Annotated in this window: 13 protein-coding genes; 5 read left to right on the top strand and 8 right to left on the bottom strand. The window is 66.5% G+C overall.

Annotation, left to right across the window (positions count from 1 at the left end):
* Nucleotides 1-136 precede the first annotated feature (136 nt).
* From HT579_07615 to HT579_07640, 6 genes are all read right to left on the bottom strand, one after another.
* Nucleotides 137-337 carry a hypothetical protein gene (locus tag HT579_07615; protein QKS28797.1) on the bottom strand — a complete coding sequence of 67 codons (201 nt, stop codon included), beginning with the start codon at nt 335-337 and terminating at the stop codon, nt 137-139.
* Nucleotides 334-1,632, bottom strand: a complete 1,299-nt coding sequence (locus HT579_07620; protein ID QKS28798.1) for a type II toxin-antitoxin system HipA family toxin — start codon at nt 1,630-1,632, stop codon at nt 334-336. Before HT579_07620 ends, HT579_07615 begins: the two co-directional genes overlap by 4 nt.
* A gap of 3 nt (nt 1,633-1,635) precedes the next feature.
* A complete protein-coding gene (locus HT579_07625) occupies nt 1,636-1,968 on the bottom strand; it encodes a helix-turn-helix transcriptional regulator (GenBank protein ID QKS28799.1) in 333 nt (110 codons plus the stop codon).
* A gap of 335 nt (nt 1,969-2,303) precedes the next feature.
* Entirely contained in the window at nt 2,304-4,202 is a 1,899-nt protein-coding gene (locus HT579_07630) for a propionate--CoA ligase (GenBank protein ID QKS28800.1), read from the bottom strand.
* A 44-nt stretch (nt 4,203-4,246) separates the two neighbouring features.
* Nucleotides 4,247-5,389: a diguanylate cyclase gene (locus HT579_07635; GenBank protein ID QKS28801.1), complete on the bottom strand. Its 1,143-nt coding sequence runs from the start codon at nt 5,387-5,389 to the stop codon at nt 4,247-4,249.
* A 34-nt stretch (nt 5,390-5,423) separates the two neighbouring features.
* On the bottom strand, nt 5,424-6,419 hold the full coding sequence (locus HT579_07640) for an oxidoreductase (GenBank protein ID QKS28802.1): 996 nt from the start codon (nt 6,417-6,419) through the stop codon (nt 5,424-5,426).
* 334 nt (nt 6,420-6,753) lie between these two features.
* On the opposite strand from HT579_07640, the gene HT579_07645 reads away from it, so the two are divergent.
* Complete coding sequence (locus HT579_07645; protein ID QKS28803.1) at nt 6,754-7,263, top strand: C40 family peptidase; 510 nt, start codon at nt 6,754-6,756, stop codon at nt 7,261-7,263.
* Between the two features lie 145 nt (nt 7,264-7,408).
* On the top strand, nt 7,409-8,434 hold the full coding sequence (locus HT579_07650) for a Fe(3+) ABC transporter substrate-binding protein (GenBank protein ID QKS28804.1): 1,026 nt from the start codon (nt 7,409-7,411) through the stop codon (nt 8,432-8,434).
* Nucleotides 8,435-8,467: 33 nt separating this feature from the next.
* Here the strand turns inward: HT579_07650 and HT579_07655 are convergent, their stop codons facing one another.
* A complete protein-coding gene (locus tag HT579_07655; protein QKS28805.1) occupies nt 8,468-10,114 on the bottom strand; it encodes an iron ABC transporter permease in 1,647 nt (548 codons plus the stop codon).
* Nucleotides 10,115-10,232: 118 nt separating this feature from the next.
* Between HT579_07655 and HT579_07660 the strand changes: the two genes are divergently transcribed.
* From HT579_07660 to HT579_07670, 3 genes are read left to right on the top strand one after another with little or no spacing between them, the layout of a single operon-like run.
* Nucleotides 10,233-11,342 carry an ABC transporter ATP-binding protein gene (locus HT579_07660; GenBank protein QKS28806.1) on the top strand — a complete coding sequence of 370 codons (1,110 nt, stop codon included), beginning with the start codon at nt 10,233-10,235 and terminating at the stop codon, nt 11,340-11,342.
* Nucleotides 11,339-12,046, top strand: a complete 708-nt coding sequence (locus HT579_07665; GenBank protein QKS28807.1) for a leucyl/phenylalanyl-tRNA--protein transferase — start codon at nt 11,339-11,341, stop codon at nt 12,044-12,046. The genes HT579_07660 and HT579_07665 overlap by 4 nt, the downstream gene beginning before the upstream one ends.
* 4 nt (nt 12,047-12,050) lie before the next feature.
* Nucleotides 12,051-12,794 carry an arginyltransferase gene (locus HT579_07670; protein QKS28808.1) on the top strand — a complete coding sequence of 248 codons (744 nt, stop codon included), beginning with the start codon at nt 12,051-12,053 and terminating at the stop codon, nt 12,792-12,794.
* A gap of 56 nt (nt 12,795-12,850) precedes the next feature.
* On the opposite strand, the gene HT579_07675 is transcribed toward HT579_07670, so the two are convergent.
* Nucleotides 12,851-14,566 carry a HAMP domain-containing protein gene (locus HT579_07675; GenBank protein ID QKS28809.1) on the bottom strand — a complete coding sequence of 572 codons (1,716 nt, stop codon included), beginning with the start codon at nt 14,564-14,566 and terminating at the stop codon, nt 12,851-12,853.
* Nucleotides 14,567-14,692: the final 126 nt, after the last annotated feature.

The following is a 14,692-nucleotide window of genomic DNA, read 5'->3' on the forward strand; positions in this document are numbered from 1 at the left end:
CGGGCTCGGCGTGGCTCGCGTTCTTTCGGGTCATCGAAGGTTCTTGCCAAGTCTTGCCGAGGCACCCAAGCTGACGGCATGAGCACCATGGACATCTCCCTGCCCGACGACCTCAAGGCCTTCGTCAATGACCAAGTCAGCCCACGCGGCTATGGCTCCAGCAGAGAGGGCGAACGCACAGTTTCTTCCGGGCTTCGCTGGCGCGCGCCGGCGCCTCCCTGGCGGCGACCGCGAGCGCCTTGAGGGTTTTCTCGGCGCCGGCTTCGGTGGCGGCGCGGGCCTGGGCGACGCGGGTTTCGAGAATCTTGCTGCGGTCTGGGGAGGCCACGATGTTCATGCTGGCTCGAAGTCGCTGTGGATTGCGGCGATGGCTTTCTCGCCCAGGCCGGCCTGCCTGGCGAAGTCTGGCCAGTGATCGAGGGCGGCGCGAACCTCCTTGAGCGCGTCTTGCGGCCTCCGGACGCCGAAGCGGTCGGCCTCGGCCAGCAGATCGGCACGCGTGATGCCCGCGAACCGGCCGTTGACGCTCAGCAGGTGCTGATACGTCCACTCGCCCCTGGGGTTGTGAGCGTGGGTCACGTCGTAGGCCGGGGCCAACTCCCAGGCGCCGCCCTGCTGCAGGCGGAAGGCGAAGTTCTTGCTGTGGTCGTCGCAGTTCTTCGCCATGACGTTGAAGGCCATGCGACGGAATGCCTGGCCGATGGCGTCGTCGCCCAGTTCGAGCCGGGCGATGGTCATGAAGAGCTGGGCATAGGCGTGTGTGGCGCGCTGCTTGTAGTCGAGGTGGCTCATGGCGCAGAGCGTCTGGATGTGGTGCTTGATGCTCTGGCCGTCGACCACGTCGCGGTCGAAGCGGCGGGTCATGAAGTGGGCCCGGCCGCTTTCGAGCAGCAAGCGGCAGGGCGACATGTGGATGCCTGCGGCTTGCGCCATCAGGTGATAGGCATATTCGATGCGGCCGTAGTCGGCCCCGCCAGCCGGTGCGCCAAGCTCCACGTCGTTGCCGACGCCATCGAACTTGAGCAGCCAGTGCGCGAAACCGGGTGCGGCGTCGAACTGACCACTGCGAATCTGCTGCGTCTTCGGGTTCCAGGCAACGACGGCCTTGGCGCGCGCGCCACCGGCGGAGGTGCCAACCCGGATGATGTTGGCCAGAGCAGCCTGCGCCTGCACATCGCCAGTGAGGTCGCCATGCACCACCCGGCGGGCGGCTTCGACGAGGTTCTTCATCTGCAGCGGCTCGGCGCTCTCGCGATGCGCACCGCGCGCCGGCCTGAATTCCAGCGCGCCCATGCCGCGCCTGCCCATGTAGGCCAGGCGGTCGAGCGTGGTGACGGCCGATTTGTCGACACCCCTGGCACTCATCCAGGCGTCGATCAAGGCATTGCCGAAGGCATCCGGCAGGGCATCGGCAAGGAGCCCTGGCAAGCGTCGGTAGCTGGCCTCGCCCAACTCCGGAAAGGCAAAGCTCTGGCGGGTGTCCTGCAGCGGCATGGTCAATGGCGCCAGTTCGATGCCGGTCTTCCGCCAGACCGGATCGAAGGCGAAAACGTAACAGCCGAGACGCGGATCGGGCGCCACGGCGCCGACACGTTGGCCCCAGAGGCGGACTTCGATGACCGGGGTATCCATCGATCAGCTTTCCCTGAGCGGCTTGCTGACCCGCCGGGCGCGCGGCGTTGCACGGATTCGCGCCTTCGGCTTGCGGAGCAGGTCGAGCGGGTTGACGCTGATCTCGGGGGCGAGCATGTCGAGTCCCTGCAGGTGGTCGAGCGCTTTCAACACGCGCAGCAGGGTCTCGACCGTCGAGCCCCGGCCGGACTCCAGGTTGCGCAGGGCCTTTTCCGAAACGCCGGCTTTCTCGGCCGTGCTGCGCTGATCCAGATTGCGATTCAGGCGCAAGCGCTTCAGGCGCTCGCCCAGGAGTTCCTGAAGTTCGTTCGGGGTTGCAAAGCCGTGCGCTGCCATGGATGTCTATAAGCGGTCAATAAGTGCCGGTTAATACGGAAATACTTGTCAATCGGCATCCTTCGACCGTCATGTTATAACTGCAGAGGTCCGCCGGGAAGCTTTCCGATCACTGTCGTTCGGACGTCGGCCAGGCGGGCGCCGAGGCGCTGATCGGGTCCTTCGCCTGCTGCCGATGGCTACCCTGCCGTTCGGCTGGCCCTTGCACGCGTCGGGCGAGCAGGTGGCTACCACCTCCGGGCGAGTGCGCCCTGCAGGGCCCGGCAAAAAAAAAAAGCCTGCCCCTCGCGGGGCAGGCTTCGCCGATCAGTGGTCGGCAGCGTTGCTGCGCCGGCTCAGGCCTTCGTGCCGAGCGCGCGCTGCAGTTGCTCGAGGGCGGACGGGTCCTCGATGGTCGTCAGGTCGCCCGGATCGCGGCCTTCGGCCAGCGCCTGGATCGAGCGCCGCAGCAGCTTGCCGGAGCGGGTCTTCGGCAGCACGGTGAGAAAGTGCACGCGGCTCGGGCGGGCGATGGCACCGAGACTGTCGTCGACCTGCTTCATCACCGCTTTCTCGAGCGCTGCCGCCAACTCGGGGGTGGCGATGCTGTCGGTGCTCTTGACGACGGCGAATGCCATCGGCATCTGCCCCTTGAGCTGGTCGGCGACGCCGACGACGGCGACTTCGGCGATCGCCGGGTGGCCCTGGATGGCCTCCTCGATCTCGCGCGTGCCGAGGCGGTGGCCGGCGACATTGATGACGTCGTCGGTGCGGCCGAGGATGTAGTGGTAGCCGTCCTTGTCCTTGATCCCCCAGTCGAACGAGGAGTAGACCTGCGGCTCGCGGAAGAGCGTGAAGTAGGTCGAGACGAAGCGCGCATCGTCACCCCAGACGGTCGACAGGCAGCCCGGCGGCAGCGGCGGCACGATGCCGACGATGCCTTTTTCGTCCGGATCGCAGACCGTTCCGTCCTCGCGGAAGATCTTCAGGTTGTAGCCGTACACCGGGAAGCTCGGCGTGCCGAAACGGATCTCGGTCTTCTCGACTCCGGGCATCGCCGACAGGATCGGCCAGCCGGTCTCGGTCTGCCAGTAGTTGTCGATCACCGGCCGGCCCAGCTCGCTCATGATCCATTCGTGCGTCGGCTGATCAAGCGGCTCGCCGGCGAGGAACAGGTGCCGCAGGCTCGACAGGTCGTACTTGTGCATGTACGCCGGGTCGTGCTTCTTGAGGACGCGCGCCGCAGTCGGCGCCGAGAACATGACGCTGACCTTGTACTTCTCGACGATCTGCCACCAGATGCCGGGATCAGGCCGCAGCGGCGTTCCCTCGTACATGATCGTTGCCATGCCGGCGATCAGCGGCCCGTAGACGATGTACGAGTGGCCGACGACCCAGCCGATGTCCGAGGTCGCGAAGTAGGTCTCGCCTTCGTTGCCGCAGTAGATGTTCTTGATCGACGAGGCGAGTGCGACGGCGTAACCACCGGTGTCGCGCTGGACGCCCTTCGGCTTGCCGGTGGTGCCCGAGGTGTAGAGGATATACGACGGCTCGGAGGATTCGAGCCAGGTGACCGGCACCTCGGCATCCATGAACTGGGCGCGCAGCGTTGCGTAGTCGACGTCGCGCCCTTCGACCTTGTTGAAGTTCTTGTCGAGACCACGATCGATCATCAGCACCTTGGCCGGCTTGTGCTGCGCCAGCGAGATCGCTTCGTCGAGCAGGTCCTTGTACGGTACCGCCTTGCCGCCGCGCATGCCGGCATCGGAGGAGACGATGAGCTTGGGCGCCGCATCGTCGATGCGCGTCGCCAGCGAGCCGGAGGCGAAACCACCGAAGACGACCGAGTGGATGGCGCCGATGCGCGTGCAGGCGAGCATGGCGAACAGCGCCTCGGCGACCATCGGCATGTAGATCAGGACGCGGTCGCCCTTGCCGACGCCGAGGCTCTGCATGATCGCCGCCGTGCGCATGACTTCCTTCTTGAGCTCGGCGAAGCTGTAGACGACTTCCTGGTCGGTCTCGGTCGAGATGAAGACGAGGGCGCGGTCATTCGGACGCTTTTCGGCGTGCCGGTCGACGGCGTTGTAGCACAGGTTGGTTTCGCCGCCGACGAACCACTTGGCAAACGGCGGCCGGGAAAAGTCGAGCACCTTGGTGAACGGCTTGTGCCACGACACCAGCTTCGCCTGTTCACCCCAGAACTCCTCCGGATTCTCGATCGACTGCTTGTGAAATTCCTTGACTGTCGTCATGTGACTCCCTCTTCAAAAAGATGTACCACCTGCACCAATGGTTTTCATGCTTGCCGGGTGTCTTCGGATTCGCGCTCCCGGTCCTGCATGCGTTCACGAATGCCTGCCAGAGGCAGACCCAACTTCCACTCCCTTTCCAGCAATTCGAGAAAGGGCAGTATTTCCCTGCACAGGTGCGCCAGATGCGGAACCACTGCAGCGTCGTTCCCGGCTCGGATGAGGTCGATCGCGTGTCCGAGACGGGGTACCGGTGCCTGTGGCTCCGCCTGGTCGACGCAGGCCAGGACCCGGTTGCCGCCCGCCTGGCGGGCCGTCTTCAGTCGCTCGCCGGCCAGCGCGAGGAGCGAGGTCGCCGATGCCGCCCGATCGACCGGCGTGTTGGCGACTCCGACGCTGACGGACAGGGCCAGGCGCTGCCCGTGTACCGCGATGTGCGCGACGGCAAAGGCCTCGCGCAGGCGATTGGCGAACGCTTCGCAGGCCGGGTACGGGGTGCCTGGCGAGACGACCGCCAGCTCGCTGTCCGAATAATGGCCGAGGCTGTCTTCCTTGCGCACCTTCTGTGCCAGGATGCTGGCCAGCTTCTGCTGCAGCTTGCCGGCCAACTCGTCGCCGTGTTCGCTGCGCAGGGCGTCGAAACGGTCAAAGCCCATGACCAGGATGCTCGCCGGAGCGCCGTGCCGCAGCGACTGCGCGAGGGCGCTCGCTGCCTGCAACTCGATGTGCTGCCGCGTTGGCAATCCCGTCAGCGGGTGCTGTGCGGGGTTCGTTGCCTGCCGGGCAAGCTCGCTCTCCATCTGGGCGAGGTCGATCAGCGTGGCGATGCGCTCCAGCAACTCGCCGCTTTCGATACTGCGGCTGACGAGATCCGATGCACCCAGTTCGCGGGCTCGCTGGTTGGCTTCCTGGTTGTCGCCGGCGATCACCAGGACCGGCATCTGTCGCAGTCGCGCCAGCCGGGACGCGCGTACCCGGACCAGCAGGCCGTCGCCCTCGAGCAGTGGCAGCGTCAGCGGACAGATCACCAGTTGGATCGAATGGTCGAGCACCAGCGCCTGCCAGGCTGACTCGGAGTTGACCTCCTCGCGAAAGCCGTAGCGCTCGCGAACACGCTTGATCAGGGCTGCACGGGCCATTCGCGATTCATCGACGATCAGGAGGCGCGGGCTCTGGGTGGACTCTTCCATCGCGCCTGCGCTGCCCCGATCGCTCCCGACCGCGTCAGGCGCCAGCAATGGCGACCACGACGCGGCCGTGCGCATGACCCCGGAGGTAGTCATCGAAGACCTTCGGCAGGTCGTCGAAGGCGATGGTGCGCGTCATTTCGTGCAGGTGGGGCGGTCGCAGGTCGCTCGCCAGGCGCTGCCAGACGCCGCCGCGGTACGGTTCGCCGATGTAGCCGGAATCGATGCCGAGCAGACAGGCGCCGCGCAGGATGAAGGGCATCACCGTCGTCTTCAGTTCGGCGCTGGCGGCGAGACCGATGCTGGCGATCGTTCCGCCCTGGCGCATCGTGCTGGCCATCCAGGCCAGCACGTCGCCGCCGAGGTTGTCGACCGCGCCCGCCCAGAGTGCCCTGTCGAGCGGGCGGATGCGCGTCGGGTCGAACTGCGAGCGAAACATCACCTCGCTGGCACCGAGGCGCAGAAGATAGTCGCGCTCACTTTCCTTGCCGGTGAGCGCGGTCACCTTGTAGCCGCGGGCGGCGAGCATGTCGACCGCGAGGCTGCCGACTCCGCCGGTCGCGCCGCTGACGATGACCGGGCCCTGGCCAGGCCGCAGGCCATTCTCCTCCATCCGCACGACCCCGAGGGCGGCCGTGAAACCAGCCGTGCCGAGGGCCATGGCGTCGTGCAGCGACAGTCCGGCCGGCAGGGGAACGACCCATCGGGCGGGGATGCGTGCGTACTCGGCGTAACCCCCGTGATGCGCGACGCCGATGTCGAAGCTGGTGGCGATCACCTCATCCCCCGGCTGGAAGCGCGGGTCGCTGCTGGCGGTGACGGTTCCGGAGAGGTCGATGCCGCCGACACAGGGGTAACGACGGATGATCCGCCCAGCGCCGGTCGCCGCCAGCGCGTCCTTGTAGTTGACGCTGGAGTAGGCGACGCGGATCGTCACTTCGCCCGCATCGAGTTGCGCCGGATCCATCCGCACCAGGGCAGCGTGTGTCCGACCCTCACGGTCCTCGATCAGAAAAGCCTTGAAGGGGTTCATGCGCACTCCATGAAGTGGATCAGTGGCAACAATGTTGGCGACGACAGCAGGCCGACGCGTCGGCAGAGCGGCGATTATAAACACAAACCACCGCGCATTCCCGTATCGGCCGCGGTCGGTGCCGGCTGGCAAGACCGCCGTGCAGGCATTGCCGGCGGTGGCGACCGCCGCCAGCGGAGCTGCCGCGGGCAGCGTGGGCCGCTGGCGAAAGGCCCGCACGCAGCTTTCCGCCGTCACGTGATCGCGAAGCGCGGCCGAGTCGAGATGCTGCGGCTGGCCGGCATTTGACCCAAGGGGGTTTACAGTGTGACTTTTTTCACATAAATTGGGCCCCATGCTCAGAAAACACCTCCTCCGCACCGTCTTCAGCGTCGCCCTGATCAGCCTCTCCGGGGTCGGCTCCGTCCACGCCAGCGAAGCGCAGCCAGCCCTCGAGGAACCGTCGCTGCTCGAGCGCTACAGCAACAGTGCACAGGATCTGATCCTCAAGGGATTCGAGCTGATCGGCATCAACTATCGCTTTGGCGGAACGAATCCGGATACCGGGCTCGACTGCAGTGGCTTCGTGCAGATCGTCTTCAAGGAAGCCATGGGCATCCTGCTGCCGCGCAGCGCGCGTGAGCAGAGTCAGGTTGGCGCGGTGATCGACCGCGACGAACTGAAGGCCGGCGACCTCGTCTTCTTCAATACCATGCGGCATGCGTTCTCGCATGTCGGCATCTATCTCGGCGACAATCGCTTCCTGCACGCGCCACGAACCGGCGCCGAGATCCGCGTCGAAGACATGCGGCAGAGTTACTGGATTCAGCGTTACAACGGCGCCCGCCGCCTCCTGACGCGCTGAACCAGCTCTCTCCGGGAAGAAGCGACGGCAAGCGTCGCTTTTTTTTCGCCTTTATCAATAACGATTCGCATTTACATGGTCAGTGGCCGCTGCTATCATCGGCCACTGGAAATGGATTCCCATCGTCAACCACGGAGGCTGCACCATGCAACTCTTGCACTTGCGTCCCCTCATCGCCGTCGCTCTGGCCTGCGCCTCGCTGGCCAGCGCGACGGCGCAGGAAAAGGTCGTCAATCTCTACTCGGCCCGTCACTACCAGACCGATGAGGAACTCTACGGCAGCTTCACGCGGCAGACCGGCATCAGCGTCAAACGGATCGAGGGCAAGGAAGACGAACTGCTCGAGCGGATTCGCAACGAGGGCGCGAACAGTCCGGCCGACGTGCTGCTGACGGTCGATGCCGCTCGCCTGGCGGTGGCGCACGAAATGGGCCTGCTGGCGCCGGTGCGCTCGAAGCTGCTCGAAACGCGCATCCCGGCCCACCTGCGCACCGATGACTGGTTTGCCTTCTCGCTGCGCGCGCGCGTCATCGTCTATGCCAAAGGCGTCGTCGATCCGCAGGAAGTGAAGAACTACGCGGATCTGGCCAATCCGCGACTGCGCGGGAAGCTGTGTTCGCGCTCCGGCTCGCACCCCTACAATCTGTCGCTGCTGGCGTCGATCATTGCGCATCAGGGAGAGGCGAAGGCCGAGGAGTGGGCGCGCGGGGTGGTTGCCAACTTTGCTCGCGCACCGAAGGGCGGCGACACCGATCAGATTCGCGCGGTGGCCGCCGGCGAATGCGGGGTCGCGCTTGCGAACACCTACTACCTGGCACGCCTGATGCGCTCCGAAAAGCCCGAGGACCGCAAGACCATGGAGCGGATCGGTGTCGTCTGGCCGGACCAGAAGGGCAGCGGGACGCATGTCAACGTTTCCGGCGGCGGCATGCTGAAGACGGCACCGCACAAGGAAGCAGCACTCAAGTTCCTCGAGTACCTTGCCAGCGATGAGGCGCAACGCCATTTTGCCGATGGCAACAACGAATGGCCGGTCGTGGCGGCGGTCAAGGTCGGCAACCCGGCGCTGGAGAAACTCGGCACGTTCAAGGCCGACAACTTGCCGGTCGGCTCGCTCGCAACCTATCGCGCCAAGGCGCAGCTGATCTTCGATCGCTCCGGTTATCGCTGACAGTCACCCGCGAAGCTGCCCGCGCCGTCCGTATCAGCCACCGCGACCCGCGATCTGACGCGAGATCTGCTGCGAGAGGACGATCAGTGGCAGCAGGCCGACGGCGACGATGGCCAGCGAGACGGCCGCCGCTTCCGCCAGGCGCTCGTCGGCCGCCAGCGTATAGGCCTGCGTCGCCAGCGTGTCGAAGTCGAAGGGACGCATCACCAGGGTTGCCGGCAGTTCCTTCATGACGTCGACGAAGACCAGCAGGGCGGCTGTGAAGAGGCTGCTGCGGAGGATCGGCAGGTGCACCCGGCGCAGCGTCGCTGCCTGCCCGAGACCGAGGCTGCGCGCGGCATCGTCCATGCTGTGCGTGATCTTGCCCAGGCTGCTGCCGACCGATTGCAGCGCCACCGCCAGGAAGCGGACGAGGTAGGCATAGACCAGCGCCGCGATGCCGCCGGTGAGCAGCAGTCCGGGATTCTCGCCAGACCAGGTCTGCCAGGTTGCCGCCAGCCAGTGGTCGAGACGGGTGACCGGGATCAGGACGCCGACGGCGATGACTGATCCGGGGACGGCGTAGCCAAGGCCCACCAGGCGGTTGAGCGCCGGTGCCAGGGCGCCCTTCGCCAGGCGGGCGCCATAGGCGAGCAGGACCGCCAGCGTCAGGGCGATGATCGACGTCAGTCCGGCGAGCAGGAAGCTGTTGCGCGCCAAGCCGATGAACTGTGGGCCGAGCGGTGCCTCGCTCTCGGCCAGCGTCAGCCGCAGGAGCAGGACAGCCGGCAGGACGAAGCCGATCCCCAGCGGCAACACGCAGCCAGCCGTCGCCAGCCAGCCGCGCCAGCCGGACAGCCGTCGTTCGGCCAGCTGACGCCGGCGCCCGCTCGTGTTGTGAAAGCGGGAACGGCCGCGCGAGCGCCATTCGAGCAGCAGCAGGACGATGACGAAGGCGAGCAGCGCGGCCGAGAGTTGTGCTGCCGCGACGCGATCGCCGAGCGAGAACCAGGCGCGGTAGATGCCTGTGGTGAAGGTCTGGACGCCGAAGTAGGAGACCGTGCCGTAGTCGGCAAGCGTTTCCATCAGCGCCAGCGTCGCACCGGCGGCGATGGCCGGTCGTGCCAGTGGCAGCGAGATGCGGAAGAAACTCTGCCAGGGACCGAGACCGAGCGTGCGCGCGGCTTCAAGCATGCCGCTGCTGCGCTCGATGAACGCCGTACGCGCCAGCAGATAGACGTAGGGATAGAGGACGAAGATGAACATCGCCACCGCACCGCCGAGACTGCGAACCTCGGGAAACCAGTAGTCGTTCCTGTTCCAGGCGAACGAATCGCGCAGCCAGGTCTGCAGCGGACCCACGAACTGCAGGAAATCAGTGTAGACGTAGGCGAGGACGTAGGCCGGCATCGCCATCGGCAGCACCAGGGCCCAGGCGAAGATTCGTCGGCCGGGGAAGTCGTGCATCGCCGTCAACCACGCCGTGGCGACGCCGACGATGATGACGCCGGTGCCGACGGCGACGCACAGCAGCAGTGTGTTGGCAACGTAATCCGGCAGCACCGTTGCCGCCAGATGCGACCAGATGGCGCCGGTACCGCCGCTGAGGACGTTGCTCAGGACGCTGACGACGGGCATGCCGACCAGCGCGGCAATCGCGACGGAAGCGAAGAGCAGGGGGTTGAGGTGACGGCTGGTCATGGTTGGGCGGGTGAATGAGAATTATAATTGACGGGCCCGGTTTTCCGGGCGGTCTGCAGCCGCCGGCAGCGCGTGGCCGGCGCGGCGCGGGCTACGGTCACCTGATGAGCGAGTTCTGATGGCACAGCTTGAACTGCAAGGCGTCGTCCAGCGCTACGGATCGCACACCGTTGTCGATGCGGTCAGTTTTCGCGTCGAGTCGGGCAGCATCGCCTGCCTGTTGGGTCCTTCGGGTTGCGGCAAGACGACGCTGCTGCGCTGCATTGCCGGTTTCGAGGACATCGTCGCCGGCGAGATTCGTGTCGACGGGGAGGTGCTCAGCCGCGCCGGGCGCCGACTGCCGCCGGAGCAGCGGCGGATCGGCATGGTTTTTCAGGAGTACGCGCTGTTTCCGCACCTGACGGTCGCCGCCAACGTCGGCTTCGGTCTCGCCGGTCTCGCCGCCAGCCAGCGGCGGCAGCGGGTCGAAGAACTGCTTGAGACGATCGGTCTGTCCGGCCATGGCGAGCACTACCCGCACGAACTCTCCGGTGGCCAGCAACAGCGCGTGGCGCTGGCGCGGGCACTGGCGCCTCGGCCACGACTGATCCTGCTCGACGAGCCGTTTTCCAATCTCGACGTCGATCTGCGCGAGCACCTGTCGCTGGAAGTGCGCGATATCCTCCGGCGCGAGGCGACGACCGCCGTCCTGGTGACGCACGACCAGCACGAAGCCTTCGCGATGGCCGACGAGGTCGGCGTCATGGCCAACGGGCGCATCGAGCAATGGGACAGCCCGTATCGCGTCTATCATCAGCCATGCAACCGTTTCGTCGCCGACTTCGTCGGCCAGGGCGTCTTCCTGCCAGGTGTCGTCGTTGACGAGAACCGGGTGCGGGTCGAACTCGGCCTGCTCGAATCGCGTCTGCCGCTCGAGTGCAGCCAGGGATGCGCCGCCTGCGGCGAGGGCTGCGGCGTCGAGGTCCTGCTGCGTCCGGACGACGTGATTCACGACGACCAGGCCGGGTTGATGGCGGAAGTCCGCCACAAGGCCTTCCGCGGCGCCGAGATCCTGTACTCGCTGCGGCTCGACAGCGGCGTCGAGGTGCTGTCGCTGGTGCCTTCGCATCACGATCACGCCATCGGCGAGCGAATCGGCATCCGCCTCGACGTCGATCATGTCGTCGCCTTCAAGACGCCGGTCCAACAGCCGGTCGCCAGCCGGCAGCCGATCAGCTTCCGGCGATGATCCCGTGGCTCGAGCGGGGAGCGCCCTTTCCGCCGCTGGAGCGGGCGCTGCGCGAACCGAACGGTCTGCTCTGTGCCGGCGGCGACCTGTCGCCGACGCGGCTGCTTGCTGCCTACCAGCACGGCATCTTTCCCTGGTACTCGCCGGGCGAGCCCATCCTCTGGTGGAGCCCTGACCCGCGCATGGTGCTGCTGCCGGCGGAGTTTCGGGTCTCGCGCTCGCTGCGCCGCTGTCTGCGCTCGGCGCGTTTCCAGGTGCGACTCGACAGCAATTTCCCGGCGGTGATTCGGGCCTGTGCCGAGGTGCCGCGCGCCGGCCAGGAGGGGACGTGGATCACGCCGGCGATGCAGGACGCCTACTGGAAGCTGTTCCAGTTCGGCGTCGCCCACTCGGTGGAGACCTGGAGCGACGGCCACCTCGTCGGCGGGCTCTACGGCCTGGCCATCGGCCGCATGTTCTACGGCGAGTCGATGTTCTCGCGCACCGCCAATGCCTCCAAGGTGGCCGCTGCCCATCTTGCCCGCTTCCTTGAAGAGGAGGGTTTCGGCATGATAGATTGTCAGATGAGCACCCCGCACCTGGCCTCGCTCGGCGCGCGCGAGATGCCGCGGACGATCTTCCTCGAGCGCCTGCGGGTACTTGTCGGCCAGGCATGGCAACCTGGCCGCTGGCCGGTCGATGCCGCCAGCCAACCGTGGACCTAGACGAATGTCGCGACTCAACGACTCGGAACTGCCCTTTTCCCTGCTGCAGTTCTATTCGACGGCGCCGTACACCTGCAGCTACCTGCCCGGGCAATCGGCGCGATCGCAGGTGGCGACGCCCAGTCACCTGATCACCAGTGAAGTCTACGGTGAACTCGTGCGTGGCGGTTTCCGCCGCAGCGGCGTCTTCACCTATCGGCCGAAGTGCGACCACTGCCAGGCCTGCGTGCCGGTGCGCGTGCCGGTGGAACGTTTTCAGCCCTCACGCAGCCAGCGGCGCAGCATCAGGCTGCACGGCGGCCTGCAGGCGCGTGAGCTGCCGCTCGCCTTTCGCGACGACCACTACCAGCTCTACCTGCGATATCAGTCGGCGCGGCATGCCGGCGGTGGAATGGACCAGGACAGCCACGAGCAATACACCCACTTCCTGCTGCAGAGCCGGGTGGACACGCGCCTGATCGAGTTCGCCGATGCCGGAGTCCTGCGCATGGTCAGCATCGTCGATGTGCTCAGCGACGGGCTGTCGTCGGTGTACACCTTCTTCGATCCGACGCTGCCGTCGGCGAGTCTGGGGACCTACAACATCATCTGGCAGATCGCCCAGTGCGTTGCCAACGAACTGCCTTACCTGTATCTGGGTTACTGGATCCGTGACAGCCGCAAAATGGCATACAAGGCCCGTTTCCGGCCGATCGAAGGCTTCGTCGACGGCCGCTGGCGCGAACTGCGGGTGCAGCCGGGCAAGTGAGCGGCCGGTTGCCGGCACCGGCAGCGGGCGGCGGGCCGCTCGCCGCAAGTCGGCGCCTAGGCGCCGGCGCCGGCCGTGCCCGCGGCGGTCCTGGTGGCGGCAGGTGGCGCGTCCTCCTCGACCGCCACCACATCGAGCAGCGACTCGATCGCCTGTGCCGAATGCTCGAGCAGCTTGCCGTCGCTCGCCGGCAGGCTGCCGGCGGCGGCCAGCCGCCGGCCGATGTCGACCATGGCGTGGGCATGCTGCAGCAGGCGGCCGCGGATCGCGTTCAGTTTCTGCACCTTGACGATGCTGGCGGCGCGCAGTTCCAGGATGGCTTCGTCGCGCTCCGCTTCGCTTTCGCTGGCCAGCACTGCGCGTCGCGCGCTCAGCTCGTCCATCGACGCCTTCCACCAGCCGAGGAAACTGGCGCGATGGTCAAGCAGCGCATTGAGCGACTCACCCATCGCGTTGATCTCGTTGCGGCCGCCGGGCACCGTCGGCACCTGCCCGGTCGGCGTGCCGTAGGCCAGATCGTCGAGCACTCCGGCCATCTGGCGTACCGGGCGGACGATGCGCGCGGTGATGCCGAGCGCGAGGATGACGGCGAGCAGCAGCGTCGAGGCGGTGACGATCAGGCCGAGGCGAACGCTGGCCTGCGCGTCCTCGTCGATGGTGCGCGCGCGACTGCTCATCGTCTGGTTGGCCTGCGCGACGTTCGCCTCGATCAGCGGCGCCACCTGGTCGGCGGCGGCATTCATCTCGGCGGTCAGGGCGATGATGCTGGCCCGTTGTGAAACGAGGACCAGGAAACTGCGCTGGTAATCGCGCAGCAACCCCAGCAACTGCGCCTTGTCGGTTTCGGCGAGGGCGGACTCGCCGATCTGCGCGCGAATCGTGCGTGCGATCTCGACCACCATCGGCGGGTAGGACTCGTCGCCACGCAGCAGGAAGTCCTTCTCGCGACGCCGCAACCTGAGGACGTTCGTCTCCAGTTCGGGTACGTAGTGGCTGTGGAGGATGGTTTCGATCCGCTGCGCGGCGTCACGGAACGGTCCCCTGCCGCCACCGCCGTAGCCCGGGCTGAGCGCACTTTCAGCATAGGTCTCGAAACTCCTGGAGTAGTTTGCCAGCTCGCCCAGCAGTTTCTGCCGCGCTGGCGGCGGCAGCGCCGAAGCCTCCAGATGCTGGCGGAACTCGGCGACCAGCCGCCGCACCCGGTCCCGGTAGGTGGCTTCCCGGCGCAGGGCAAGATCCTTTTCGTTGCGGCGAATCTGCAGCAGCACGGTGAGCAGGCGGTCGACGTTGTACTGCGCGGACAGTTCGTGCAGGCGATGGATCTTCTGCCGGAAGGCGCCCTGGATTCCCGAGTTCTCGTCCAGTCCCATTGCCCGCCAGGCTTCGGCGACGGCGGCGAAACGCTGCTCGTAGACGGTCATCAGCGCCTGCAACTGCGCGGCTGTCTGCTGCGACTGCTGATCGACCTTGGCCAGCGCGCCCACCTTCTCGTTCATCGCCTGCAGGTGTCCATGGACGGCGTCGGCGAAGCGTTCCTGGTGCAGCAGGAGGAAGCTCTTTTCGGCATCGCGCGCGGCCGCCATCTCGATCTCGATGTCGACCGCCAGTGACTTGCGGACTTCGAAGATTCGCTGCAACTGCTGGTAATCGTCGACCACCGAGCGCAGCGTCTGGTGGTAGTGCCAGATGACCCCGGCGAGCAACAGGCCGACGAGAGCGAAGCCGAGGCCGATCTTCTCGCCGATCCGTAAGCTGCTCGATAGCTTGTCCACCTGTCGCTCCTGGCGAAAAGAAGGCCGTCCCCCCGCCTTGCGCTACGTTCCGCAGCGGCCAGCCAGGAAGGGGTGACTCGCCGACAGTGAGCTCTGCGCCGGGCAGGGACCACTTGCATGCGGCAG

This window comes from Candidatus Accumulibacter similis, assembly GCA_013347225.1.
In the GTDB taxonomy this organism is placed as follows: domain Bacteria; phylum Pseudomonadota; class Gammaproteobacteria; order Burkholderiales; family Rhodocyclaceae; genus Accumulibacter; species Accumulibacter similis.